The organism is Sorangiineae bacterium MSr12523 (assembly GCA_037157775.1).
Taxonomy (GTDB): domain Bacteria; phylum Myxococcota_A; class Polyangia; order Polyangiales; family Polyangiaceae; genus Pendulispora; species Pendulispora brunnea.
The window spans coordinates 12,735,870-12,762,047 of the sequence record CP089982.1 but is presented as its reverse complement, the minus strand read 5'-3'; the positions used below and the strand labels follow the sequence as shown (position 1 = coordinate 12,762,047).

The 26,178-nt window shown below is 64.4% G+C and carries 24 protein-coding genes; 4 read left to right on the top strand and 20 right to left on the bottom strand.

Annotation, left to right across the window (positions count from 1 at the left end):
* Positions 1-10 precede the first annotated feature (10 nt).
* The 13 genes from LZC95_50750 to LZC95_50690 form a co-directional block, all read right to left on the bottom strand.
* A complete protein-coding gene (locus tag LZC95_50750) occupies positions 11-1,585 on the bottom strand; it encodes a long-chain-fatty-acid--CoA ligase (GenBank protein ID WXA94687.1) in 1,575 nt (524 codons plus the stop codon).
* Positions 1,586-1,765: 180 nt separating this feature from the next.
* A complete protein-coding gene (locus LZC95_50745; GenBank protein WXA94686.1) occupies positions 1,766-2,419 on the bottom strand; it encodes a hypothetical protein in 654 nt (217 codons plus the stop codon).
* On the bottom strand, positions 2,416-3,033 hold the full coding sequence (locus LZC95_50740) for a hypothetical protein (GenBank protein WXA94685.1): 618 nt from the start codon (positions 3,031-3,033) through the stop codon (positions 2,416-2,418). Before LZC95_50740 ends, LZC95_50745 begins: the two co-directional genes overlap by 4 nt.
* Before the next feature lie 58 nt (positions 3,034-3,091).
* Complete coding sequence (locus LZC95_50735) at positions 3,092-3,970, bottom strand: hypothetical protein (protein WXA94684.1); 879 nt, start codon at positions 3,968-3,970, stop codon at positions 3,092-3,094.
* A 55-nt stretch (positions 3,971-4,025) separates the two neighbouring features.
* Positions 4,026-4,907: a hypothetical protein gene (locus LZC95_50730; GenBank protein WXA94683.1), complete on the bottom strand. Its 882-nt coding sequence runs from the start codon at positions 4,905-4,907 to the stop codon at positions 4,026-4,028.
* Between the two features lie 215 nt (positions 4,908-5,122).
* On the bottom strand, positions 5,123-5,578 hold the full coding sequence (locus LZC95_50725; protein ID WXA94682.1) for a hypothetical protein: 456 nt from the start codon (positions 5,576-5,578) through the stop codon (positions 5,123-5,125).
* Positions 5,575-6,582, bottom strand: coding sequence for a hypothetical protein (locus LZC95_50720; GenBank protein ID WXA94681.1), 1,008 nt, complete (start codon positions 6,580-6,582; stop codon positions 5,575-5,577). Before LZC95_50720 ends, LZC95_50725 begins: the two co-directional genes overlap by 4 nt.
* Position 6,583: 1 nt before the next feature.
* Positions 6,584-7,033, bottom strand: coding sequence for a hypothetical protein (locus LZC95_50715; GenBank protein WXA94680.1), 450 nt, complete (start codon positions 7,031-7,033; stop codon positions 6,584-6,586).
* The gene (locus LZC95_50710) at positions 7,021-8,022 is read right to left on the bottom strand and encodes a hypothetical protein (GenBank protein WXA94679.1); all 1,002 of its coding nucleotides are present in this window, start codon (positions 8,020-8,022) and stop codon (positions 7,021-7,023) included. Before LZC95_50710 ends, LZC95_50715 begins: the two co-directional genes overlap by 13 nt.
* Positions 8,019-9,044 (bottom strand): hypothetical protein, encoded by a 1,026-nt coding sequence (locus LZC95_50705; GenBank protein ID WXA94678.1) that lies wholly within the window; start codon positions 9,042-9,044, stop codon positions 8,019-8,021. Before LZC95_50705 ends, LZC95_50710 begins: the two co-directional genes overlap by 4 nt.
* The gene (locus LZC95_50700; protein WXA94677.1) at positions 9,041-9,673 is read right to left on the bottom strand and encodes a sigma-70 family RNA polymerase sigma factor; all 633 of its coding nucleotides are present in this window, start codon (positions 9,671-9,673) and stop codon (positions 9,041-9,043) included. The genes LZC95_50705 and LZC95_50700 overlap by 4 nt, the downstream gene beginning before the upstream one ends.
* A 40-nt stretch (positions 9,674-9,713) precedes the next feature.
* Positions 9,714-10,664, bottom strand: a complete 951-nt coding sequence (locus tag LZC95_50695; protein WXA94676.1) for a hypothetical protein — start codon at positions 10,662-10,664, stop codon at positions 9,714-9,716.
* A 63-nt stretch (positions 10,665-10,727) separates the two neighbouring features.
* Positions 10,728-11,963, bottom strand: coding sequence for an alginate lyase family protein (locus tag LZC95_50690; protein ID WXA94675.1), 1,236 nt, complete (start codon positions 11,961-11,963; stop codon positions 10,728-10,730).
* Between the two features lie 158 nt (positions 11,964-12,121).
* Here LZC95_50690 and LZC95_50685 point away from each other — a divergent pair, with 158 nt between their 5' ends.
* Together LZC95_50685 and LZC95_50680 are read left to right on the top strand one after the other, a co-directional pair.
* The gene (locus LZC95_50685; GenBank protein WXA94674.1) at positions 12,122-13,090 is read left to right on the top strand and encodes a Xaa-Pro aminopeptidase; all 969 of its coding nucleotides are present in this window, start codon (positions 12,122-12,124) and stop codon (positions 13,088-13,090) included.
* A 13-nt stretch (positions 13,091-13,103) separates the two neighbouring features.
* Entirely contained in the window at positions 13,104-13,694 is a 591-nt protein-coding gene (locus tag LZC95_50680) for a CGNR zinc finger domain-containing protein (protein ID WXA94673.1), read from the top strand.
* A gap of 14 nt (positions 13,695-13,708) precedes the next feature.
* On the opposite strand, the gene LZC95_50675 is transcribed toward LZC95_50680, so the two are convergent.
* Positions 13,709-14,299 (bottom strand): TetR/AcrR family transcriptional regulator, encoded by a 591-nt coding sequence (locus LZC95_50675; protein WXA94672.1) that lies wholly within the window; start codon positions 14,297-14,299, stop codon positions 13,709-13,711.
* A gap of 79 nt (positions 14,300-14,378) precedes the next feature.
* Positions 14,379-16,445, bottom strand: a complete 2,067-nt coding sequence (locus LZC95_50670; protein WXA94671.1) for a neutral/alkaline ceramidase — start codon at positions 16,443-16,445, stop codon at positions 14,379-14,381.
* Positions 16,446-16,945: 500 nt separating this feature from the next.
* On the opposite strand from LZC95_50670, the gene LZC95_50665 reads away from it, so the two are divergent.
* Positions 16,946-17,356 (top strand): GNAT family N-acetyltransferase, encoded by a 411-nt coding sequence (locus LZC95_50665; GenBank protein WXA94670.1) that lies wholly within the window; start codon positions 16,946-16,948, stop codon positions 17,354-17,356.
* A 124-nt stretch (positions 17,357-17,480) separates the two neighbouring features.
* On the opposite strand, the gene LZC95_50660 is transcribed toward LZC95_50665, so the two are convergent.
* The 5 genes from LZC95_50660 to LZC95_50640 all read right to left on the bottom strand — a co-directional run bounded on the left by LZC95_50660 (position 17,481) and on the right by LZC95_50640 (position 25,261).
* Positions 17,481-18,074, bottom strand: coding sequence for a TetR/AcrR family transcriptional regulator (locus tag LZC95_50660; GenBank protein WXA94669.1), 594 nt, complete (start codon positions 18,072-18,074; stop codon positions 17,481-17,483).
* Positions 18,075-18,185: 111 nt separating this feature from the next.
* On the bottom strand, positions 18,186-20,609 hold the full coding sequence (locus LZC95_50655; GenBank protein WXA94668.1) for a hypothetical protein: 2,424 nt from the start codon (positions 20,607-20,609) through the stop codon (positions 18,186-18,188).
* Between the two features lie 48 nt (positions 20,610-20,657).
* Entirely contained in the window at positions 20,658-23,108 is a 2,451-nt protein-coding gene (locus LZC95_50650) for a hypothetical protein (GenBank protein ID WXA94667.1), read from the bottom strand.
* A 328-nt stretch (positions 23,109-23,436) separates the two neighbouring features.
* Positions 23,437-24,189, bottom strand: coding sequence for an SDR family oxidoreductase (locus LZC95_50645; GenBank protein ID WXA94666.1), 753 nt, complete (start codon positions 24,187-24,189; stop codon positions 23,437-23,439).
* A 184-nt stretch (positions 24,190-24,373) separates the two neighbouring features.
* Entirely contained in the window at positions 24,374-25,261 is an 888-nt protein-coding gene (locus LZC95_50640) for a LysR family transcriptional regulator (protein WXA94665.1), read from the bottom strand.
* Between the two features lie 98 nt (positions 25,262-25,359).
* Here LZC95_50640 and dkgB point away from each other — a divergent pair, with 98 nt between their 5' ends.
* Complete coding sequence (dkgB, locus tag LZC95_50635) at positions 25,360-26,166, top strand: 2,5-didehydrogluconate reductase DkgB (GenBank protein ID WXA94664.1); 807 nt, start codon at positions 25,360-25,362, stop codon at positions 26,164-26,166.
* Positions 26,167-26,178: the final 12 nt, after the last annotated feature.

Below are 26,178 nucleotides of genomic sequence, written 5' to 3'. Positions count from 1 at the left end.
GGGGGAAACGCTACTGCGTGGAGATGCCTGACCGGCCTCCACGCAGTACGTATTTTTGTATCTTGCCCGTGGCCGTCTTGGGCAGTTCCTTCACGAAGTGAACCGCCTGCGGCGCCTTGAAGTGCGCCATGTTGTCGCGCGCGAAGGTGCGCAGCTCGGCCTCGGTCGCGTCCTTGCCTTGCTTGAGCACCACGAATGCGTGCGGCGCCTCGCCCCACTTCTCGTGGGGCATGCCCACCACGGCCACTTCCTGCACCGCAGGATGCCGCAAAAGCACGCCCTCCACCTCGATGGAGGAGATGTTCTCGCCGCCGCTGATGATCACGTCCTTCATGCGATCGCGGATTTCGACGTAGCCGTCGGGGTGAATCACCGCGGAGTCGCCGCTGTGGAAGTAGCCACCGAGAAACGCGCGCTCGGTGGCCTCGGGATCGCGGAAGTAGCCATCCATCACCGCGTTCCCGCGCACCACGATTTCGCCGATGGTCTGCCCGTCACGGGGCACGTCGTGCATCGCATCGTCGACCACGCGCAACTCGCCCGACGTGATGAGCTCCACGCCCTGCCGTGCCTTGATGCGCGCCCGCTCCTGCACCGAAAGCCCCGCATCCGACTCACGCGGCTCGCACACCGTGATGAACGGCGACGTCTCGGTCAGCCCGTACACGTGCAACAGCGACCACCCGAGCTCCGCCTCGATGCGCTCGATGGTGCTCGCCGCCGGCGGCGCCCCTGCCGTCAGCACGCGCACCCCGCGCGGAGCGCGACGCCGCAGCTCGTCGGGCGCGTTGGCAATCGAGATGAGCACCGTGGGTGCCGCGCAGAGCAACGTCACCTTTTCTCGCTCCAGGTGCTCGAACACGGCGGGCGGATCGACCTTGCGCAGGCAGACGTGCGTCGCGCCCACCGCCGTGTTGATCCACACGAAGGTCCACCCGTTGGCGTGGAACATCGGCAAGGTCCAAAGGTACTTGTCCGCGCTGGTCATCGGGTGATGGACCAATGTCCCTACGCAGTTCACCCATGCATTGCGGTGCGTGATCATCACGCCCTTCGGCCGCGACGTCGTCCCGCTCGTGTAGTTGATCGTCAAAAGGTCCTTCTCGTCGATGGTCACCGCCGGAAGGGGCCCCGGCTCGGCGGCGGCCACGAGCGCTTCGTAGTCGAGCCACCCGGCGCGCGCTCCCTCGAGCGCCACCCAGTGTGTCACGTGAGGACAGCGCGCACGGATCGCGTCCACGGCATCCAGGTAGTCCGAGTGCACGCACACGACCTTCGAGCCGCTATGCTCGATCATGTACGCGAAGTCGTCGGCGATGAGCCGGTAATTGAGCGGCACCACCACCGCCCCCAACGCCGGCACCGCGTAGAACGACTCGAGCTGCGCATGCGTGTTCGGCGCGATGTACGCCACGCGATCGCCATGGCCCACGCCGAAGCCCGCGAGAACGCGCGACCAGCGATCGCAGCGATCGAAGAACTCGGCATACGTGAGCCTCAGCTCACCATCGACGACGGCAGTTCTATCGGCGTACAGCGCCCGCGCGCGGCGCGCGAACTCCATGGGCGAGAGTGACACGTGCATCGGGAAACCTCCGGTGCACGAGCGTACCCCTAAATAATTGGTGAGAACCGCCAAGACGCCAAGAACGCCAAGTTTTGGGGTTCGTGAATCCGAGCATTCCTCGGCGATTCAGCCCATCCATCCAGTCTTGGCGGCCTTGGCGCCTTGGCGGTTTTCCTTCCGAGAGACCGCGCTTTCTGACTAGCGCTTGCGAGTCGAAAGGGCGCGGTCGCGCGCGGCGCGGTACGCGTCGGCATCGACCTCCCCTTCCGGATCGGTCCACGTGGACAACGCTGGGAGCACCGCGTCGGTCCAGGCGGCGCCGAGCCGCAACGTGAGAAAGTCGCGGTAAAGCGCCTCGAGGATCTCCTCGACCTCGCGCGTGAGCCGCATCCGTTCGTAAAACGCCTCGTGCCCTTCGTCGCTCTGGGCCTCGGCTTTCCGCCCTCGCCGGCCTTTCGGCCGCGCCTCCGGCGGAGGGGCCTCCTCTTCTTCTTCGCCCAGCACCGTGGGCAGGGAGAGCCCGGAAATGGCCATGGGCTCCGCCTTGAAGACGAAGGTCGCCTGGTGCTCGTGCCAGGAAAGATGCAACCCCGCCGTCTCCGGCGTCTTGCCGCGCAAAAGCGACTCCTTCGCCTCGCGCGTACCGGCCGGGTATGCGCCCTTGATGCGCGTCACTTCTTCCTTGCCCAGCGACAGCACGATCTGCCGTGCGATCCAAAGCCCGAACTGCCCGTGCGCCTTGGTGGAGAGCGTCCCCTCGAAGACCTCCGACTCGAACCACAGCCAGAGCAAGAACTCGCGCCCCACGAAGCGGCGCTTCTCGATCCGGTCGACCAGCTGCATCGCGCTCATGGGCTCCCCAAGTTCGTCGCCGAAAGATCCTGCCAGGCGCCTTCCTGCGCCTTGTTCAAACCGAGCCGCGCGGCCAACGTGTACGGCGACTCGGGGATCAACTTGAGGCTGAAGGTGCGCTGAAAAAGCTCCGTCATGGCGCCTGCACTCTTCGGCGAGTGGGAAAAGAAGCGCACCACGCCATCGTTGAGCGACCACGACAGATCGGCCATGCGCATCGCCGGCGAAAGCTGCCGCCGCAAACGCCGCGTGACCAGCTCCTTCAACTCGTTGCGCTCCTTGCGCGAGATGCGCTCGCGGCCCTTCTTCTGCAGGTACGCCGCCTCGGCCTCCCGCATTTTGGCGCGCAGGAGTGGGCCGGGCACCACCCATCGGTCCGTGCGAAAACCGAGGTTGATGAACTCGTTGTAGAACACGCTCTCGTAGTCGAGCTCGAGCTCGAAAGCCTCCCCCACGCGGCACCAGCCGGAACGCTCCAAGTCCTCCTCGTCGGGCTCGAGCGGCTTGAGCGCGCGCAGCCGAATCGAGCGCATGAAACGCTCGCGAAAGTCGTCGGGGAGCTCCCCATCGACGAAGAAGCGCGCGTACGTGAGCGATCCTTTGAGTGCCGGCATGTGCCGCCGTTCTCTAAAGGACGGAGCGGGATTGTCAATCCCGCTCCTCGATCGAGGGCTACTTGAAGGTCACCGAGCCTTGGCTGCTTTGCCCGTTCGGGAGGGTGCCGGCGGAGTGGAGGCGCACCCTCACGTTCCATGGCGACACGGTGACGGTGTCCTCGGCATCGGCTTCGATCTGGATCCACGCATCCGAGGGGTGCGGAAGATGCTTCAGAACGCGGGTCGAGACCACCCCCGCACCGCTGTACACGGGAAACGCGCATCGGACGGAGGTACCGCTTCGCGAGCCGGCCTCCATGGCTTCGATGCGCACCTTGACGGTTCCGACACTCCAGCCCGAGGACGTCCACTCGAGGCCGAGGTCCTGGGCGCGGTCGATGGTCAGCCCAGCGTGATCCCAAATCGGTTTCGACAAGGTGATATGCGACGGCGCCTTCAACACGGCCTTGAACGGTCCCACGCCACCAGGATGACCCGCCGTCGCAATGTTGATGTCCTCGCCGCCCTGCCACAGGGTCGCTTCGCCGTGAAGTTTCGGATAGTCATTGCCCTTGTCTTGACGCAACACCGTGCTCGGTGGGATGAGCGCGCCGCTCAAGGCGATGTCCCCTCCGCCAACGAAGACCGGTGACGGATCTTTCGTTTCGTCACCAGGCTCGAAATACCAACTCGTGCAGTTCCCCTCCGTGACGATCTCCCTTTCCTTCCATCCCGGACCGGGAAGGCGCCCTTGCCGGAACCACGCAGCTGCGGAGTATCCACCATTCTCATGAATATGGCTTTGGAGATCGATGGCCGCTTCGCGCACCTCGTCTTCGGCGGCGAGGGGCGACTGCCCCCGCGAATCGCCACCACCGTCGCTGGTACCGCAAGCGGCGAGACCGCAAATACCAACCAAACTTATTCCCCATCCAACGAAAGTATGAAGTTTCATCTTTCTCCTCCACGAACGAGCGCCATCAGGAATCGAACTCAATTTGCGGGTACGGCTAGAGGAACTTCACGCTCACGGAGGCGCCCCTCCCACTCTCCGCACGTGTCCCCTCCGCTCGGAGAGCGACATTCACCTTCCACGGCGGCACGGTGACGGTTTGCCGCTCCGCGCTCTCGATGAGCATCGACCCGTACCGGGCGACCGGAAACACTCGGAGGGTCGACGCCGGTACCTTGGCCGTCTCGAGGCTCGCCGGGTATTCGCACTTCACGTTCACGCCACCCTGAAAGCCCTCGTCGATGGCTTCGATCGTCACCCACACGGTTCCGGACGCAGCCTCCAAGTTGGTCCATGCCAGCTCGAGATCTTTGGAGCGGTCGATTGCCTCGATGTCATCCAAAGAGGGCTTCGTCACGGTGATGTGCGATGGAGCCTTCAAGGTGGCGTCGAACGCGCCCACGCCGCGCGGACTACCTGCCGCCGCAATGCGGATGTCCTCCCCCCCTGTCCACAGCAACTCCGTGCCGTAAAAGTATGGATACCTGAAGTTGTCGGTCGGCTTCATCACGGAGTTGGGCGGTAGCTTCGCACCGCTCAAGGCGATCTCGCCCGCGCTAACGAAAACGGGCGGATGCTCGGGATCTTCACGATCGAATAGCTGCCAATTCGTGATGGTGCAGCTCCCCTCCTTGACTCGAGTTTCCTTCGCACCCGGACCATAAAGGCGCCCTTGAATGAATTCTGCCGCCGCAGAATAGCCAACATCGCCCTTGTGGTTGTAACCCACGAAGTCGACCGTAGCGGTGCGCTCCTCGTCGTCCGCGACGAGAGGCGATTGTGCTTGCGAGTCGCCCTTCCCATCGCTCGCGCCGCAAGCGGCGATGCCGAAAAGGCCAATGAAACCCATTCCCCATCCAACGAAAGCATGAATTTTCATGTTTTCCCTCCACGGACAAGTCCGTACGCCGTGGCAATGTCCGCGAAGGCCACCTGGGATCATATTTAATTTAGTTGCACGCTTCACGCCTTTTGGCGCACTCAATCCACACTACGCCATATACGGCTTACCCACACTTGCGATGAAGCCGCCAATGCGGCGCGTGATGTACGCGAGTACACTGTCCGCAAATGTACTTTTCGGATCGCCCGATTTCACGGATGGCCGACGTCGTACGTCGTCACGGGCGTCAAAACACAACCGCCGCCTGGATTCGTCATGCAGCGGAGCACCTCATGAGGACGGCCGCAGGCAGGATTTCCCGCGAGCCTTTCGATTTGCCATGAGGCGTGGCTCGCACACCCTTCGACGCCGCCGATGTCCGTTGGAGTGCATTCGGTGTCGCTCCCCAGGTATGCGCAATGCTTGTAATCGACGCAGACGGGGGTGCCCTGGATCGAATCGCCCCCTTCGACGAACATGCACCACTCGTTCATCGCGCAATCGCGGCTGGTGACACACGCTTGCCTGCAATATTGGCTGAAGGGAAGGCCGTCGGATACTCCGCACCTCCCGAACTCGAAGAACGGTCGATCCGGGGGTGTGTCCGGTGTGCCGAGGCACGCCAGAAGCACGAACGACATGCACGAGGCGAACGTGAAAGTCTTCATAGCCGCCATCGCCTCAACGTGCTCTTGTCCGCAAAGTAGAGATGGCAGTCGTCCGCGGTGAGAAACTTCGCCGCACCCGGCAAACGGGATATCACGGTCGGGGCGGAGTTACCCACCAATGGCATGTTCATGATGTACGAGGCATACGGAGGGCCCGCTTGCGGCTCGAAACGAAAGAACGCACGACCTGCCCCCGCCACGAGATCGGATATCGTACCATTGGGAAGAACGGCACGGGTCGTGGCTGCCCTGAGCTCGTCGCGCGGGATCCGATTGATGGCATTTCCATCGACGCAGAGTAGATCCTGCTCGGTGAGGACGAGCATGCGACCGTCGCACCGGCCGGGAAGCCTGATGGATGGATCCGAGAACGAACCTATCCCTTTGATGACCGGGCCCTGCGCTCCGCTGATGTAGATCGATTTTCCATCGTTGGCGATGGACACCGGCGGCTCCACGTTCTCGCGCGTGTAGAAGCTGCTCGAGCCGAAATAGTACTGCCGAACCGCTCCAGTGTCGCCCGTTAGGACCCAATACGCCATATCGCCCGATTCGGCGGCAACGACCGCGCGTACGCCCGGCTGATTGGCCACGAACAACGTCGTAGTCCCATTCCTCGCGACCCGAAATACCTGTGAGCTCTCGGAACAGGCAACGAGGACGGTATTCCTATCCAGCGCAATCGCCGCCGGCCCCACCCCAACGGTGGCCACGAACTGCAGCGAGCCGTTGGTCAGGTGAAGAAGCGTCCCTGGAAGCTTGTCCCTCGCTGCCACCACGAAAAGGTCGCCACTGTCCGCCTTCATGGCGCGAATGGGACCGTATTCGATCGCCACCTCGGCCAACGTCTCGAGCTCGTCACCTTCCGGACAGGCGGGAAGCAGCGACGGCGGGATCTCGAGCGGACGCGGATTTCCCAATGAAACTTCGTCGCGGCACGCGGGCGCGGCGAGACTGCAAACGGCCATGGCTGCCATGGCAATGCGGGTCGGGGTCGACGTCATTTCACGGCGTGGCCAGGTCGTAGGCGGTCATCGCCACCAGCGTACAGCCATTCGGCGTGGGCTGGCATCGAAGTACGTCATGAGCCCGTCCGCAAGCGGGGTCCCCATACAGAGCCTCCTCGTGCCATTGCGCATTGCCCACGCAGCTGGTGGGATCGTCTTTTTCGAGCTGCGCGCATTGCGTATCGCTCCCAAGGTAAGAGCAATGCGAATAGTCGACGCAAACGCTGTAGTAGTCGCGATCGGTGTACGAGCACCAAAGGTCCGTCGGGCAGTCGTGGGTGACATTGCATTTCTGCCGGCAAGATGGGTCGAGCGGGTACTCGTTGGGCGCGCCGCATTGGCGCCAATCGCCGGGTGGTCTCCCCCGGGGGGTGTCGGGTGTGCCGAGACAGGCCACGAAGAGCGATGACATACACGCGAGGAACACGAGCCATTTCATAGTGGCCATTGCATGATCGAGTTTCCGCCTACGCTCATGTACAAATTGCATTTGTCCGCCACGAGGAATTGCCCATCACCTTGCACCGTCGCGAAGATCGTAGGCTCGGCATGCACATCGAGGGGCATGGACATGATGCGCGTCGATCCAGAGGGCGCCTCGCGCGGCACCACGCGAAAGAACAAGCGCCCCGCGGCTGCCACGAGATCGAACACCGTTGCATCCGGGAAATTCGCGCGCGTGTTGACCGAATACGGCACTTCTCGGCGAATCTGGTTGATTGCACCGCCGTCGGCGCAAAAAATATCCCGCTCCGTCAGCGCGAGCATCCGACCATCGCACCGACCGGGGAGGGTCGACTGTCCGGAGTACGCGGGGTACACGATGATCGGCCCCTGGCCGCTGACGTAGAGCGACCTACCATCGAAGGCGAGCGCGGTTGGAAACCATGTGGACAAAACTTCCGCCGGACGATCCGATTGGAAATCGTAACGTTCAATCAACCCGTTCTCGGTGGCCCTTGCCCAGTAAACCTCGCCGTACGGACCTGCGGCGATGGCGCCCACGTTCTGTCGCCCCGAGATCGATTCGACCCTTGGCGGCTCGCCATAATAAACCCGGAACACCTGGCCGCTCTGGGAGCTGGTGACGTAAATGCTGTCCTTGCCCAGAGCCATATGCGCAGGCCCAAGCCCCACCGTGCCCTTGACGATGGGGGAGCCGTGTTGCACCTGCAAGACCGTTCCCGCCGCACCATCGCGCGCGGCGACCACGTACACACCGCTAGACGGCTCCGCCAACATGGCGCGAATCGACCCGTACTCCGCGCCCACCACACTGAACGTCCCCGCATCCTGACCCCGTTCGCACCACCGTGCCGGGGCGGAAGGAGGCGGCGCCTCCCACGGAGGGTTCCCGAGAGAGACCTCCTCGCGGCATGCCAGCGCGGCGAGACTACAGATGAGAATCAACGCGCGGGCAGTGTGGCTCGAGGTCATTTCGTCTGCGGCGGGGCCCCCAGGACCCGCTCGCGGGGCCGGTCCTGATCGTTGCGCAAGAGTAGCGCACGAACGCGTGCGGCTTGCGGGCTTTGCGGATGCTGATTCAAGAATGCGCGGCCTTCGCGTTCCACGGCATCACGCTGCCCCAGGCGAACGAGCGCGTCGAGCCGCAGCACCTCGGACTCTTGCATGAGAATGCCCTTGGGAAAGGCGCGCCGGTACGTATCGACGGCGTCCAGCGCGTCCGATGCGCGGCCTGCGGCGAGCAACGAGCGCACGTGTTCCAACTCGCTCAACTCGGGTGCGAGCGATCGCGCCGAGGCCATCATCCCCCGTGCGTGATCCAAATCGGCCGGATCTTGCGTCTCCGGCGCCGTTTCGGCTTGGGCCGGGGCAGGCTTCGGCAACTCGACCATCGGCGCTTCCCCCGCGCGCCGCTCTCGGGGGCTCGAGGCGGCGGAGCCCCCCGAAACCTGAGTCGGCGTCGCCGAGGCATGAACACGCGGAGGCGTCACCACCGTGGCCGGTGCGGGCGGAGCTTCCTCCACCGCCGACGACGCGGGTGCCGGGGGCTCTTCCACCGCGGGCGCTTCCGGCTCCGCAGCGCGCGGCGGCGCCGCCGCCACGTGGGCCTTGGCAGATGCCGAAGGGGCAGCCACCGACGTGGTGGCCGGCGCCTTCTTCGGTGACTCGACGAGCAGGGTCCCCACCACGGACGTGGACACGATGAGCACGGAGCCCGCGACCCACTTGGCGAGCACCGCCCCGCCGCCCACCTTGGCGAGGACACCCGAACCGCCTGCACCTGCGGCCCCCGCGGCACCTGCAGCCCCGGCGGCGGCCGTCGTCGCGGCGGGCGCGGTGGCGGCGGCCATGGCGATGGCCGAAACACCCACGCCGAGCGCGGCGAGCAGCTTCGTGTCGGCCCCGGTCTCGGGCCCATCGCGATCGGCCGAGCGGAACGCTGCGCCGATGGCGTCGTCCTCGTGAAGCTCACGGAAGCGGCGAAGGTCGCTCACGTTGCACCTCGTCCATTCTGCGCCGCACGCAAACGCGCAATCGTCGCCTCCACCAGCTCGCGGGCGCGCCGCAAACGCGAGGCGACCGTCCCTTCGGGGAGGTCGAGCACGGCTGCGATTTCCTGCTTCGTCATTTGCTCGAGCTCGAAAAGAATGAAAACGCTGCGAAGGTTGAGCGGCAGCGGCGCGAGTATCTTGTCGAGGAGTGCCCGATCGGCGGTGGTTTGTTCAGGACTTGGTCCCTCGCCTCCGTACACATCGAGATCCTCCGCACCAGCGTAACGCTTGCGGCTCTGGGCGCGACGCTCGTTCGCGGCAATGCGCACGGCGGTCGCAAAAAGGAAGGAGCGCTCCCGATGCGGCGGCACACCCGCACACTTGCGCGTGACGGCGAGAAAGACCTTCTGCGTCGCATCGTCCACGTCGCTCGCGATCACACCGAGGCGGCGGAGCGAGCGCCACACGAAGGCGTGGTGCGCTTGAACGAGGCGCGCGACCCGCACGGGGTCCATGGCCTGGCCCGGCCCATCGTTCGATGATTCATCGTCGAAAACATCGGGATCGAGCAGGTCGGGGTCCACGGACTCGGAATCCCCTGGATAGTCGGCGTGAAGAACAGCTTGGGACACGGATCTTGAAGACAATGTGTCCGCCATCGACTCCCCCGGATCACGGAAACAGCACGCCCGCAACAATCCCAGTGTGACCGATAATCCAAGGAACTTCGAATATTACCGCCCCACCATACGAGAAGGCGGGCCGCGAAACAGGGAGTCCCAGGCCGGCCTCGACCTCGATGAAGAGCGGCCGCGTCGGGACCCAGCGGGCAGAAAGGCTCGTTTTCAGGGCAAACCAGAAGCTGGCGCCGAGCTCCCCGGCCGCCTGGCCCTCGGCGGCGCCTTGCAAACGCCCCATTTCCAAGCTGCCGCACGGGCGCACCACCACGGGGGAGTGCACCACCTCGGGCAAGTTCACGCGCAGCGGGCAAAAACCGAGTTCAACCGATTGCAGGGCGTACTTGCCCTGGGACGAGGCCGACGCGGGGAGGGCGAGAATTCCCAAGCGGGCGCGGGAGGCGAAGATCCCCTTGTCGCGGCGAAACTCGACGTCGGCCGCCAAGCCGATCGAGATGGCTGGATCGGGCGTCACGCCCAGATTCACCCTGGTCAGCGCCGCCACATCGAAGAGCAGCTTTTTCTCGGGGGGCGCGGGAGGAGGAGGCGGAGGCTCGGGCGCCGGTGGTGGCGGCGCGCGATCCACGGGCGCGTCGGGAAGCTGCGCGAGCGCCAATGCGAGGGCCAACGCGAACGAGCTCCATACCTCTTCGCACGACGCCGCGGCGATGACCCGCACGGCGGGCGCATCGCCTGGCGTCATCAGCACCATCGTCGCTTCGTAGCCAGGCCCCGTGGGACGCGCTTGCACTTTGACATCGGCCGCCGCGCTTTCCCCGGGATCGGCCACACGAAGCCCGCGCCCGCGTAGCTCGCGCGCCAGAGCGTCGTCGTCGATGCATGCGCTGTCCGGCGCGAATTGCACATGCAACGGGACCTCCGAGCCCGGGGCGGCGCTCGCGTCGAAAGCCAGCAGAACCCCTGCGGCCGCTATGGTCAATCTCATCCCGAGCCGATGCACGACGTGTCTCCTATCACGTCGCTCGCCCGGGCGGACCGCCCTCGTCGTTCAGTAGGGATTGTTGGCGTGGGTGAGCGTTTCCCAGCCGATGAAGAGCACATTCGTGCCCGACGGTCGGTGCTGCTCCACGTAGCGTTGCGTATTGGGCATCGCAAAGCCTAGCCGATTGTGCAAGGCATTGAATCCCACTTCGAAGGTAGGCCCCAAACCTCGATGAACGGTGCCTCCGCATAGCCACGACGGCGGAGCCTCCCCAAGCTCGTACTTGGCATGGAATCCCATCGCCTGACGCAATCGATCTTGGATCTCGGGATAGAGATCTTGCCCCTGGTGCCGTGCGGTTTCGGCGAAGTTGGCAATGGACGCGAGCCCGTAGCCGGTATGGGTGAAATCGCGGCAGGTCTCCTGCGACAGCCCGTCGACGAACGTCGATTGGCCCTGCCAATAATTGATGATCTCCTGCCGGGTGTCGATGCCGCTGTTCGGCGGCGGCTTGGGCAAAGCCCCGTCGGAGGTGAGGTAAATGTACGCGGGCACCCGCGTGCGGAAGATGCTCACCGCGCGATCGTAAGCGGTGCGATCTTCGAGAAAAACGGCAATGCCAATGGCGGCCTCCATCATGGTCGCTTCCCAATTGCCATTGGTGCTGGGGCGCCCATTGATGATTTCCGGTAGGTACACGTTGCGCAGCATGGTGGCGAATCGATTGATGCCGGTCTGCGACCAGCCCGCCCCGGTATGCCGGATGATCTCCGCCGCCCGCGACCACGCGGAGCCGGACCATGCCGTCTGCAGCGGTGCATTGCTGTTCGTGTGATCGGTAATCGTGGATGACCATGCGTCCATGAGGGCGATGGCCTTGTTCGCATATTTGGCATCGCGCGAGACGTACCAGGCCAGGGAATTGGCGTAAGCAGCCAAGGCATCCTGGCGTTCGTCGGTGCAGCCGATGTTCGGATTGGAATACGGGCCACACTCCACGACGGAGCGAGGGTGCGGCGTCCGCGATGGCGATGCCAGCGAATGGGAAAGCATTTGCGAATAGGCGTTCGCCCAAGGCTGGGCGCCGGCGTTCACCTGCTGGCGAACGAAGTCGAGCTGCTGCCGGCTGACCAAGACACCGGGGTGCGTGAACACCGCCGGCGCGAGCGGTGCCTTCGCCTCCTGGGCTTCACGGGTTTCGTCGGTCGCTCGGGCTTCCTCGACGGCGTCACCCTCCAGCGGCGCGCAGTTCCAGAACGACGTTGCCACGAGCATGGCCCCTAGCCACAACGGATTTCGCATGGGTCCCTCCGCGGGGTCATGGATGCAGCGGCCATTCCAATTGACACCGGTGACATTTCGCTGGATTTGCGAATGATCCGCCGGATCGCTGATCGTCTGGATCGCGATCGCTGCCGCCCTGCGTTGACAGCGCGGGCGCGATCCCGTACGTCACCAGTATGTGCCGTTTCATTGGTTACATCGCCTTGACCTTCGCCCTCGGCGCTTGCCACGCTTCTCCACCGCCACCTGCCGCGAACAAAGGGCCCGAGCTGTACGGCGCAGGCCTTTTCACCACCGGCGCGTGGGACTTCTTCTTGGCCTTCTCCCCTGACCAAACCGATGTCCTTCACTGCCGCGCGGACGATGCCTTCGAAGCTTTCGACATCTTCGAAACCCGCCGCAATCCGTCGGGCCGCTGGTCTCCGCCGCTCAAACCGCGTTTCGCCACCCAGGGCAGCAATGCCGATCCGCACATTGCGCCCGATGGCAAAACGGTATTCTTCATTTCGAACCGCCCCTTGTCGGGGCGCGGGGCCGTGCGCCCCACGTTCGACATCTGGTTCGCCGAACGCCAGGCCGACGGCGCATGGGGCGATGCCCAGCGCCTCGCGGCACCGTTCAACGACGCCAAGGTCGATCATTGGTCCCCCATGGTCGCTGCCAATGGCAACCTGTATTTCGGGGGCGAGCGCGCGGGAGGCCGCGGCGGCTCGGATCTCTGGGTGGCGCGCAAGGTCGATGGCACCTACCTCGAGCCGGAAAACCTCGGGGAGGCGATCAACACGCAGGGCCACGAGGTGGAGCCGTGGATCGCGCCGGACGAGAGCTACCTGATTTTCAGCGCCCTGCGGCGCGCCGACTCCGTCGGCAGCTACGACCTTTACGTCAGCCGCCGCATCGACGGCGCTTGGGAGAAGGCGCGCCCCTTGAGTGCGCTGAATACGCCCGCACGCGAGTTCAATCAAAGCGTCACCCCCGATGGAAAGTGGCTCTATTTCAGCAGCACGCGGCCCTACCAGGGTCCCCTCGGCGAGCGCTTCGACGACCCGCGCGACGAGCGTGCTGTGGCCGGCATCGGCGACGGGAAAAAGGGCGACATCTACCGCGTGGCGATGAGCGAGCTCGGACTGGCGCCGTCGAAGTAGACTGGCAGGCGCGATGTTTACGTTCGTCGGTGGAGCCCTCTGTCTCGATTTCGTGAACACCTCCTCCTGGAATGGGGAGGCCGAGATCAAAGAGTGGCTGACGGATGCCGCTGCGCTCGCAGGCTGGGCGCGCGCGGCGAAGCTTCCCGAGGCGCGCGCCATCTCGGAGGAGGGCGCCCCTGCCTCGCTGATCAACGATGCGAAGCGCCTGCGCCTCGTCCTGCGCCGCCTGCTCTTGCCCCTGGCGCATGGCCACGAGCCCTCCGAGGCCGCCCTTCGCGCATTCGAGCGCGAGGCGAAGCGCACACTTTCGGCGGCGCAGCTTTCGCCGCGGTCGCGTGAGACGCGTGAGTCGCCGCACCTGGCCCTCGTGTGGCCGGACGACGCGCCCGGGTGCGGCGTTCTCGAACGGGTCACATGGTCGGCGCTCGCCCTCGTTCGCTCGCGACGGCGCCTTCACGCGCTGCGCGAATGCGAAGGCGACGCGTGCGGCTGGCTCTTCGTCGACACGAGCCGCAACCACCTGCGCCGCTGGTGCGAGATGCGCACGTGCGGCGGTGCCGCGAAAGCCCGCGCCTTCCGCGCGCGCCAGCGCGGCGAGTAACGCGGAGGCCTGGTTCAGACCACCGTCGAGCGCGCGGCGAAGGCCCCGAGCGCGCGGCATGCGCGCAGCACTTCGTCCGAAAGCTCGGTGCCGCGCAGCGCGCGGGCCAGGCTGAGTCCCCCGACCATGAGGGCCACCAGACCGAGGGCGAGGTGCCGGCGGGACAGCGGCCCCACCGAACCAATATGGGTCTCCAGCTCCCCGACCAACTTGTCGACTTCCTGGCTCAGGATTTCCCCGTGTTCGGGTGCGGTCGTCCCGATTTCGCCCACCACCGCAGGGAGCGGACAGCCTTCGGTCGGCGCATCGCGGTGCGCGACCGAGAGGTAGCGTTTGAGCACGACCTCCGCGCGATCCGCCGCGGGCTTGTCCTCCAGTTTCAAAAAGAGGCGCCGACGCATGCCCCAGGCGGTGCGACGCAGCGCCTCTTCGATGAGCGCCTCCTTCGAATCGAAGTGTGCGTAGAAGCCGCCGACCGTGAGGCCGGCGCCCTTCATGACCTCGGCGACGCGGGCCCCGGCGATCCCCTTTTCCCGGAGGAGCCGGCTGGCCGACTCGAGAATCGTTTCGTGGGACCGTTCCTTTTGCTCTTCTTTGGCGTTCATGGACCCCGACCGTACGCGCGAAGTATTACCGTAATATAACGGTGATCATGCGACGGTCAAGGTCCGGCCCCGCCCGCCCTCAGGGCGAAATAGCGAACTCGCGCGAGGCTCCGGCAATCGGTGTGATCGTTCCACCGATCTCCTTTGCATCGCCTTGGTAGAGAATCCGGTACGTGCCCGCCGCCGCGTCCGCCGGTACGTCCCAGGTGATGGTCACGCGCGAGGCCGCCACGCCCCATCGCTCCCAATGGTACTTGGTCGACCAATCGCCGTCGTCGGCCACCGTTTGCCAGCCGTCGCCCACTTTGCGTTGCACCTCGAGGAAGGTACCGCCCCGGTGCAGGTTGTTCTTCGGGTGCGCGCCGTCGAAGACCACGCTCACCTGCTGCCCGCGCGCGTAGCTCGCCTGGGGCTGCGTCACGACATCGCCGTAGTTGTACCCAATGGCCGGCGCATCGAAGACGACCCCGGGTTGAAACGCCTCGCGCCCTCCCGGGCCCGGCGGATTGGGACCCGGCGTGCTCGCACGGCCCGCTTTCAAATCGTCGGCCAGGCGTGAGATCTCCTGCAGGGTCGCGGGAAGCTGCCACCGCCCGTACATGGTGTGGCCGCCTTCGTAATCCTGGTGATCGTACTCCTCGGGCGAGGTCAGATACCCGGCATAGTCATTGGCATATCCAGCGACGATCACGTTTTTCACGTCGACGCCCAATCGCTGCGCCACCGTGCGGCGCAAACGCAACCCGGCGACCACGGTGGGCTCGAAGGGCAGCGAGACCACGTAGATCTGTCCAAGGCGCACCAATTGAATGGGGAGAATCTTCGCAGTGAACCCGAGGCTGCCGGTGTCGAGCAGTATGTCCTTGGGCGCCTGGCACCTTCGCAGTTCGTCCGAGGCCTTGTAACGCGCCTCGGTCACCTTTTGAATGAGCGGATTGTTCCCCACGCCTTCCTTGAAGATTTCCGGCCCGGGCCCATCTTCCGTGCTTCCCGCGGCGAAGCTCGCACCCAAGGTGGCGCCGCACGTGGTATGCGATTGGCCGTCGCCGGTGAATTCGGGCCGGACGGTGAGCTTTTCCATTTCGACGTACGACAAGCGATAATCGACGCTTCCCGCAATGGCCTCCGCCGGCTGATCGAACGCCGCGCGCGCCGCCTGATACTGGCGCGTACCGATGATGCGCGTGTTGGCGAATTGGTCGTTCGTGGGGCCCGTGCCCGGCTTCAAATCGAGATTCGGGCTCATGTCGCCGGCGTTGGTCTGCGCAAAGGCGGCCACGAAGCTCGGCCCCGGGTTGCGGTAATTGACGCCATTGATCTCACGTTCCCAGTGCAGCGCCGCGTATCCCTTGTTGTCGCCGGTGATGAGCCCATTGTCGCCGGTCATGCTGGTGCCGTGGGTGGGGAACCAATTGAGTGCGCCCACCGAGCTGCCGCCGCGATCGAACCGCAACACGACGCTGGTCGTATCGATGGCATTGGGAAATTGCGATTTGTCCGCCGCCGGATCGAGGTCGAACGCCTGGCGCGAACGGTTGGCGCTCGCGTCGCTGAGCTGACTGCGCCCGAGGGAGATGGTCCCTGGCGCGAGATCGGCATGGGCGCGATCGATTGATTCGACCACACCGTCGACGAATGCGTCGAACGTCTGCTGGTGAAAGCCGAAGGTGACGATGTTGTACAGATTGTAATCGGAATAGCCTCCCGGCGTGCCATGCGTGTGCGTGACCGCAATGAGGATGTTCCGCTCGTTGTACAGCGATCCATATTTGGCATTCAATTTCGCCAAGACCGCCTGACGCACGCTGGCATACATGGATCCTTCGTCCGCCGTGACGAGGACCACGCGTTTGCCCGTGGTGCGATCGACGACGATGAAGGCACGCGCACGCTGGCGAATGTGGATGCCGACCGTCGTTTGATCGAGCCGCCCATAATTCGCGCCGTGGCCTTCCGCGGCCTCGCCGGTAATGTCTGCAATGCCGCGTCCGACGAGGTAAGGCTCGTCCAACGTGGCCGCATTTTCGCTTTTTCCGTCGGCGGGCGATGAAGCGTCCACCGAACAGCCGAAAGCCAGGCTTGCGGGTGCGACCATCAGCGCGGCGAGGACCAATGACCTACCTCGAATGGGATTACGCATCATCATAATGATTTGCAATATGCTCCCTTCGCGCGTGTTCCAAGCGCGATCTCTGCTTGAGAAAGCATTTTCTTAGCGAATGGTCGCGCTTCATTTCACGGGCTGCAAGCTTTCCGCGAACATTGCGTGACCCTACCTTAAGGTAACTTTCAATTGCAGGTATCGGTCTCGAGTCTTGGTCGTGCGAGAACCGCGGCAGCGGGACGAAACCGGCGAGCCCGGCGCGATGTTGCATTCAGACAGAAAAGGCCCGCCCTGACGCCGCGCGATCCTACGCCGCTAATGGACAAGGGCGCCGGCCTCGCCGGGATTGTTTCGCTGCCGCTGTTTGACAGCAAAAGCAATGCCAAGACAAGAACGACCGAACGATAGTAGTGTTAGCGCGTAGAGTGCAAATGACTGAATTCGTTATTCGACCTTCCCGACACGACGACGCACCACGATTGTCCACCATCGTGCAGCGCTCGCACGGCTACGAGGGAGAAAGGCGTGACCTCGTTCGGAATATGACGCTATCCGACGAATACCTCGCATCGCATCCAACTTACGTTGCGCAAATCGCGAATGACGTCGTAGGATTTTACAGTCTAATCGTCGAGCCCCCAACGCATCGTTCAATCGACGGTACCGACTGCAGCCCGCCGGCGACTGTCACGTTGGAGCTCGATATGTTCTTCGTCGATACGCCCTTCGCGGGCGGTGGGATCGGCAAGAAGCTATTTCTTCATATGAAGGACACGGCCCTCGGGTACGACGCACGAGGCGTACTCATCATTTCGAACCCGGCCGCCGAAGCCTTCTACCTCGCCATGGGCGCCGAGCGCACCGGCATGGAGCCACCCCACGGCAAAATCACCTGGCCCCGCCCCCGCCTTTGGCTCCCACTCTCGAGAACTTCACACGGAGACGCTGTCTGATCGAACCGCCGAGACGCCAAGGACGCCAAGATAGATCGATGTGCTGAGCAGCCCGGAAACGCCCTGTTGCACCAATCCCTTGGCGCTCTTGGCGTCTTGGCGGTTCGTCTTTCCGAAGGGGAGACTAGGTGCCGAGCTTTTCGCGACTCGATTGGAGGATTTCGTCGGAGAGCGCTTGGTTGGCGCCGACCACGGCGCGGGCGAGGACCACGGCGCCGACGATTTCGCTGAGGAGCCGAACGGCGCGTTCGCGGGCGGCGGCGGCGTCGCGCTTTTTGCCCGATGACGACTTGGAGAGCTGCGCGGCGAAGATGCCGAGCACCCCCTCGATGCCGTCGGCGTAGGCGCCTTGCACTTGCTCGCCTTGCCGCCATGCGTCGACGGCGAGGGACGCCGTGGGGCATCCGCCGTTGGGATCGTCACGATGCTCCGGCGAAAGGTACTCCTCGAGGTATTGCCAGAAAGCCGAGCCCGCAGGCCCCGCCTCCATCCTCGCGGTGATCTCGCCGATGACCCCTTCGAAGGCGGCCGTGCAAGCTTCCGCCGCCAACGCCTCCTTCGAGGGGAAATGATTGTAGAACCCGCCGTGCGTAAAGCCGGCCGCTTTCATGAGATCGGCAACGCCCACACCGTCGATTCCGCGCTCGCGAAACAGACGCGCTGCTGCATCGATGATGCTTTGCCGGTTACGGGCAGCCTGTTCCTTCGAAAGTCGCATCTCTTTTGCCGTTCCTCGCCGATTCAGATTCAATGTTAGTCGTCATCAATAGTGTAAGCCGCGGTGCGTACGAAGGCAAGTCGAGCGGTCGGACCTGATAGTCTCGTGACATTAGGACGGTCCGAGCCGAAAAACGACGTTCTCCTGGTAGGTGCTAAACAGCACCTCGCCGCTCGGTCGAACAGCGAGGTAGGCCGGTTTTTTAGGCATGGTGAGGGGTCCTGGGCCGGCGGGCGCCCCGGCGGGGCCGCCCAAAAGTGTCGAAACCGTCCCCGATGGGATGTGGATACGCCGCAATGCGTTCCCATCGATGTCGACCACGTAGAGAAGATCGCCCTGGAACACGAGGTTCGCGGGCGTGAGAAAGCGGGCGTCGAGCAGGGCGCCATCGACATGTTTCGGTTCGCCGCGGTTGCCGGCGAACGTGATCACTTCCCCGTAGCCGTTTTCATCGAGCGTGATGCGCCGGAGGACGTGGTTACCGCTGTCGGAGACGTACAGGGCGTTGTCGTGGAAGGCGAGCGCGCGCGGCGTATGGAAGTACGCCTGCAGGTTCGACCCATCTTTGTAGCTGGCAAAGTCGCCGCCCGCGACCGTGCTCACGCGGTAGTCGGCCGATGCGAGATCGAGCATGCGAATGCGGTGATTCAGCGTGTCGGCCAAGTAGAGCTTCTGCCCCGCCGTGTCGATCGCGATCCCCTGCACGTCGTTGAAACGGGCGCTCTTTCCCGGGCCATTGACCATGCCACGCGACCAGGCCTCACCGGCGAGGGTCTTGGTTTCGCCCGTGGCCAGCGCGATCTGGCGCACCAACTGATCGCCGCCGGCGAGGTACGCGAAGCCCTTGGTCTCGTCGATCGCGATGGCCGTCGGGTAGCCAAACCGCGCAGCCGCGCCATCGGTGGGATCGTTTCGTTCGTCGTCGGCACCGGCCAGGCGGGTCACGACGTTGGTCTTCAAATCGACTTGGCGGATGTCGGCGCCGAGGGTTTCTGCGACGAGCAGCTTGTCCGACGCGAGCGCGAGTCCGCGCGGCCAATCGAGGATGGCCTCCTTGCGCGCATCGCCATTGGTGGGCACGACGGCCTTGGCCGCGACCGTGGTGACCTCGTAGTTGTCTTTGAGCAGCACACGGCGCACGTCCGTGCCGCCCGCTTCCGTGACGTACAACGCCGTGCCGTCTGCGCTCACGGTCACGCCGTGCGGCTGGAACAAGCGCGCCTCGAGTCCATTCGCCGCGTCGACCGCGCCGAACTTGGCGCCGGCGGAGGGCGGCGAGCCCACGATCGTCGTCACCGAGCCATCGTCGACGGAGACCTTGCGGATGGCGTGGACTCGGCGATCGGCGACGTAGACGGCGCGGTTGAAATACGTGAGCCCGACAATGCTGTGGAAGCGCGCCGTGGCCTTGTCACCATCGACGAACCCGCCCGCGGGCTCGATGCCTGCCGCGCCGGAAAGCGTGCTCACGCGACCGGCATCGAGATCGATCTGGCGGATGCGGGCGTTGGCGCTATCGCTGACGTAAAGCGTGTTGCCGTTGTGGGTGATGCCCGTGGGAAACTTGAACGTCGCTTCCGTGAGGGCGCCGTCGGCATAGCCCTGGGTGCCGGCGATGCCGGCGAGGGTCTTCACCGCACCATTGACCAGGTTGATCTCCCGAATGACGTGATTGGCGTGGTCGGCGACATAGGCCACCTGCCGTGCGTCGTCGCAGTCGACGGCGTAGGGCAGATTGAACTGCGCCGCGCCGCCGGTGCCGTTGCCCGCGCCGGAGCCGTTTCCTCCGGCGATGACGCTCACCATCGCGGTGGCGAGATCCACGCGCTGGATGACGTGCGCATTCGTGCTCGCCACCAACAGGGCGCCGTTGCCTTCGCGCGCGACACCGTAGGGGACCATGAACCGCGCGGCCGGGCCGATGCCCTGCGTGATTCCCGAGTCGCCGGCGGCGCCCGCGATCGTGGTCACCTCGCGCGACACCGGATCGAGCCGGCGCACGGTATGGGCGAGCCCGTCGCCGATGTACAGCTTGCCATCACCGCCGAACGTGATCCCCAAGGCATCGCCAAATCGGGCCGCGTCGCCGACGCCGTCGCGGAACATGCGCCCCACGGGAAGGCCGATCCCGATGGCGAGCTGCCAAGGATCCGTCGCGGTGGCGGTGACCGTGGCCGTCGCACCTTCCGCGGTGGCGCGCAACTCGTTCAGCGCGGAGGGGCCGAGCACCCAGTGGATGCTCGCACGGCCTTGTGCGTCGGTGGCCGGTGTGACCGAATCGGTGAAATAGCCGCCGCCGTCGCTGGCGGTAAAGGTCACCTTGCGGCCGGCCGCAATCGCGCCCGTTGCATCGCGCACCTCGACGACCACCGGCGCATCGAGCGCCTTTCCGACTTGACCCGACTGCCCTGCGCCCGAAACGACGGAGACCGTGTAGCCGGAGCTCGATTGCTCCGGCAAATCATCGATACCCAAGATGCCGGCGCACCCCACCAGGGAGCCGCATCCTAAGAAGAAGACGAAGCGATGTTTCATCGTCAGGGCGAAACTATACCCTCACGCGAGCGGTCGTGCTCGAAACCGTCACGGACCGAGACGGAAGACGACGTTCTCCACTTCGGAGGTAAAAAGCACCTCACCACCCGGTCGTACCTGGAGAAATGCAGGCTTTTGCGGCATCGCCGTGGGGGTCGGCCCGATGCCGGAGGGGCCTCCCACCAAGGTGGATACGGTAGCCGATGGAATGTGAATTCGGCGCAACGCGTCGCTGAACACGTCCGCCACGTAAAGGAGATCGCCGTCGAGGGCGATGCTCCACGGCGCCTTGAATTGCGCCTCGGCGGTGCGGCCGTCCACGGTGCCAGCCTTGGTGGGGATCCCCGCGAACGTCGTGACGGTGCCCGAGCCCTTCCCATCGAGCTCGATTCGGCGGATGACGTGGTTGCCCGTGTCGGACACGTAGAGCACATTGTCCTTCAGCGCCAGGCCGCGCGGTAATGAGAAGCGCGCGTCACCGCCCGGGCCATCGCGGTAGCCCGAGACGCTTCCGGCGACGGTGGTCACCGCGCGCGTGGTCAGATCGAGGACGCGGACGCGGTGGTTGCCCTGGTCGGCGATGTAGAGCTTGCGGCCCTTGGCATCGAGGGCAAAGCCCGCGGGATCGGTGAACCTCGCCGCCTCCCCGACACCGTCCGCGAAGCTGCGCTCCCACTCTTTGCCGGCCACGCTGCTCGTGACGCCCGTGTCGACCTTCACCTGACGGATGCGTTGATCGCCGCCGGCCACGTACACGACGCCCTCCGCGTCGTCGGCGATCATGGGCACGGGAAAGGCGAATTGTGCAACGTCGCCCGTGCCATCGCGGGTGCCGAATGCCTCGTCGACGGGCCCTGCGATCCGTTGCACGCGGTTGCTGGCGAGATCGAGCACCCGGATGTCGTTGCCCTGGTTTTCGCCGATGACGAGCTTTCCGCCGGCGAGCGCAATGCCGCGCGGCGAGGAGAGAACGGCCTGCGTGCGCGCATCGCCGTCGGTGGGGACGACGGCCTTGGCGGCCACGGTCGTCACGTCGTACGTACCGCTGGTCAGATCGATGCGCCGCAGATCGGTGCCGCCAGCTTCACCGACGTAGAGCGCCTTGCCGTCGGGGGTGGCCGCAATGCCTTGGGGCCGGAAGAAGAGCGCGCTGGTGCCCTGACCATCGCGCGCGCCGAATTTCGGTGCGCCGGCGGAGGGGGGCGAGCCCGCGATGGTCACCACCGCACCGTTGCTGACATCGACGCGGCGAATGGCATGCGCGCCGCGATCGGCCACGTAGAGAAAGCCGCCCGCGTTGGTGATCGCGGCAGGTGACACGAGGCCCGATGTGGATCCATCGGTGCCGTCGACGAACCCCGCCCCGCAGCCGTTGCCCCCCGAGAGGGTGGAGACGGTGGGGCCGGCGCTGCTCCCAAGGTCGAGAACGCGGATGCGGCAATGGCCATAATCGGAGACGTAAACCTTGCTGCCGATGTGCGTGATGCCCATCGGGTACGAGAAAACGGCGCTGCTCGCGGCCCCGTCGGCGAAGGGGCCCGAAACCCCGGGTTGGCCTGCGATGGTTCGGACCAGGCTCGACGCGAGATCGATCTCACGTACGTCGTGGTTGCCGTTCTCGGCGACGTAGACGACGTTGCGCGAAGCGTCCCAATCGAGCGCATAGGGCACGTTGAAGTGCGCGTTGGCCACGTCGATTTCCTTCGGATTGGTGCCAGCCACGCCCGTGCCCGCGAAGTACGTCACGTCGACGTTGCCCAAATCGACGCGCGCAATCTTGTGCGCATACGCGGACGCCACGATCAGCCGGCCGTTGCCGTCGAAGGTCAGGCCATAAGGCGACACGAACCCCGCGGCGGAGCCCACGCCATTGCGGGTCTGTCCCACGCCATTGATCCCCGCCAAGGTGATGACCTGTTGGGTCGCAGGATCGTACCGACGGAGCGAGTGCCCGATGCCGTCGCCGATGTACACCTTTCCATCAGCGCCCACGGCGAGGCCGCTCGGGTCGCCGAAGCGCGCGTCCTGCGCGTTGCCATCGCGGAACATGCGGCCCACGGGCAGCCCGGCGAAAATGCCCAGTTGCCACGGGTTGGTCGACGTGGCCGTGGTGCTGGCCTTCGCCCCCTCCGCGTCGGCGGTGATCTCGTTTCGTGCCGCGGGCCCGAGCACCCAGCGCGTCTGCGCGCGCCCCTGCGCATCGGTGGTGACCACCACGTCCGCGACGAAGTACCCGCCCCCCGCGCTGGCCGTAAACGTCACGGAGCGGTTCGACGCCAGCGCACCGTTCGCATCGTGCACCTCCACGACGAGCGGCTGCGCGAGCTCTTTGCCCACCTCGCCCGATTGCCCGGTGCCGGAGACGAAGGCCACCGAGAGGCCGCTGCCAGACTGCTCCTTCAAGTCCTCGATGCCGAGAATGCCCGCACACGAAAGCAGCCCCCCGCACGAGACGAGAAGGCCCATCCCCACGCGGTACGAACGACGTCCCCTTTTCATTCTGGGCGGGAACTATACGCGAGTATGGAACCGCCAAGGCGCCAAGAACGCCAAGGATTTGGGGGTCCGTGCAGCTGCGCGTTCACTCCAGCACATCAATCCTTCTTGGCGCCCTTGGTGCCTTGGCGGTTCGATTCGCTCGAGTTTCCCCGCGTTCGCCGCGCCAGGAGGGACGCTACTTCAGTTCTCATCCCGGAACGTCCTCTCCCGTACACGTTCCCGTTCCCGTTCCCGTACACGATCCTTCTTTTCCCCAGACATTCGGGAACGGGAACGGGAGCGTGTACGTGTACGGGAAGAGAGAAACGGCTTTTCGGGAAGACGAGAACTAATTCAGCGCTGGGCCGCCGTCGACGAAGACCTCGAGGCCGGTGATGAAGCTGCTCTCGTCCGACGCCAGCACGGCGGCGATGTTGGCGATGCCCGCCGAGATGCCGGCCTTGCCCGGTGGCAGCCCGGCCATGAGGCTCGCCTGATCGGCGAAGACATCCATCTGGCCGATGCCTTGAAGGCCGTAGGCCTCGTGGGGGCGAGGGCTCACCACGTTGACGCGGATCTGGCGATGGCTCAGATCCGCGGTCCAACAGCGCGCAAACGACCGCAACGCCGATTTGACGGCGCCGTACATGCTGAAGGCGGGAACACCATCGCCCACGCCGGGCGACGCATTGAGAATGATGGAGCCGCCGTCGCGAAACAGGGGAAGCGCTTTCTCGACGGTGAAAACCAGGCCTTTGACGTTGAGGCCCATGGCCTTGTCGAAGTGCGCCTCGGACACGCCAGTCACTGGCGCGAATTCTCCAAGTGCGGCGTTGGCAAAGAGAATATCGATGGGGCCCTTGCCCCGTACCGCTTCGTAAAGCCGATCGAGGTCGGCGACATTGGCGACGTCCCCCTCGACTCCGGTCACGGACCCTGGCACATTCTGGCCGATTTTTCTGACAACGTTGTCAGTTTCGCTCTGGCGGCGCACGAGCACGAAGACATGCGCTCCATCCGCCGCAAATCGTTGGGCGGTGGCCAAGCCCACGCCACTGTTGCCCCCTGTGACGACCGCGATCTTTCCCTTTAGCTTGTCCATGTGCTCCGCCGCCATTTCCAAAAACTACGCATTTTGCACAGAACAGTCGATATCTTGCATAAGAGCATGACCGCTCTCACCTCATTGGTCACGCAATTTCGTGGCGCCCACATAAACTGACCACGCGTTCCGCTGGTGTCGCCGTTGCGTAAGTGCGGTTTGGTTGGAAAATGACGCACCCACCCTAAAGTACAACGCGGGGCGTAATGAAATCGAGAAAACAGCGGATGCGCGCAATGAAGGGTGAGTTTCGATAGTACACGGCGTGAATCGGTTGTCGGTATTTGGCCATCGACGAACGCAGCAGCGGAACCAATGTTCCTTCTTTGATATCACGCCACGTCATGAAATTGGATAAGCATGTAATGCCATATCCATTCACCGCCAAGGCCCGAATGGTTTCGCCACTGGCCGCTTTGAGGTGGGGCTCGATGGTCATGCGTTCGCTACCTTCATGAAGCAGCGGCCAATCGTTCAACGATTTGGGGCTCGTAAATCCAATCAGGCGGTGTTTCTTCAAGTCGTGGGTAGTCTTGGGTGTGCCCTTCGCCTTGAGGTACGCCGGGCTCGCCACGATGTTGAGATTGCACGATCCAATGGTCTTGGCGTGCAACGTCGAGTCGGAAAGCGAGGCGATGCGAAAGGCCACGTCGGTGCGCTCCTCCAAAAGGTCGACGATATGATCGTTGCTGGCGACCTCCAAGCGAATATCCGGGTACAGCTCGGCAAAGTCGGCCAGGTGCGGGGCGATGCCGTGCAGAACGAACGGCGCGGCGGCGTCGATGCGCAACCTGCCGGCGGGCTTGCTTTTGCGCGAGGCAAGCGCTTCCTCGGCTGCCTCCATGGCCTCGAGGATGGCGCGCGCACGCTCGAGGAAGATCTCCCCCTCTTCGGTGAGCCCGAGTTTGCGCGTGGTGCGCCGGAGCAAGGTGGTCTCGAGCTTCTCCTCGAGCCGGCTGAGCGCTCGGCTCATGCCCGAGGCGGTTTGCCCGAGCCGTTTGGCGGCGGCGGATAGAGAGCCCGTCTCCACGACGGCAACGAATGCGGCCAATTCTTCGGTGGTCGTCCTCATTTGCGGCGCTCTCTCGTGGCTGATTCGTGACTGGCAGTCAAATATCTTTTACAGATTCAGCGAGTGCGCGCAAGAGTGAAGACCCTTACTACTCCGGCATGACCAACACGATTCCAAGCATGGGTCTCGGCACGTTTCGATTGCAAGGAGAGGTCGTCCGGCAATCCGTGCTCGATGGACTCGAAGTCGGTTATCGCCACATCGATACCGCTCAGATTTACGAGAACGAAGCCGACGTGGGCCAGGCCATCGCCCAAAGTGGCATTGCTCGGGGCGAGCTATTCGTCACGACGAAGATTTGGCTCGAGAACCTCGGCAAGGACAAGCTGATCCCGAGCCTCGAGGCGAGCCTCGATCGCCTTCGCATGGCGCAGGTCGATCTCACGTTGATCCATTGGCCGTCGACCGATGGAAAGGTGCCGCTGGCCGAGTCGCTCGAAGCGCTCGCGCAGGCCAAAGACGCGGGGCTGACCAAGTTGATTGGGATTTCGAATTTTCCCATTCAGCTGGTGGACGAGACGCTGAAAGTCCTCGATCGGGGGCAGGTGGCCACGAATCAAGTCGAGGTGCACCCTTTCTTACAAAACGCCGAGTTGCGGGCGTTCAGTGCGAAAAAGGGCATTCACGTCACGGCGTATCAGCCGCTCGCGTACGGGAAGGTGATGAGCGATCCCGTGCTGCAATCGATTGCCGCGAAACACGGCGTCACGCCGGCGCACGTATCCATCGCCTGGCTGTTGCGGCTGGGCATGGCCGTCATTCCGGCGTCGACGAAGAAGGCTCACCTGAAGGCGAACCTCGAGGCGCAAAAATTGGTGCTCGATGCGGACGACATGGCCCGCATCGCTACCATCGACCGGGGCGAGCGATTGGTGAGCCCTGATTTTGCCCCCGCCTGGGACTGAAAGGATTTCACA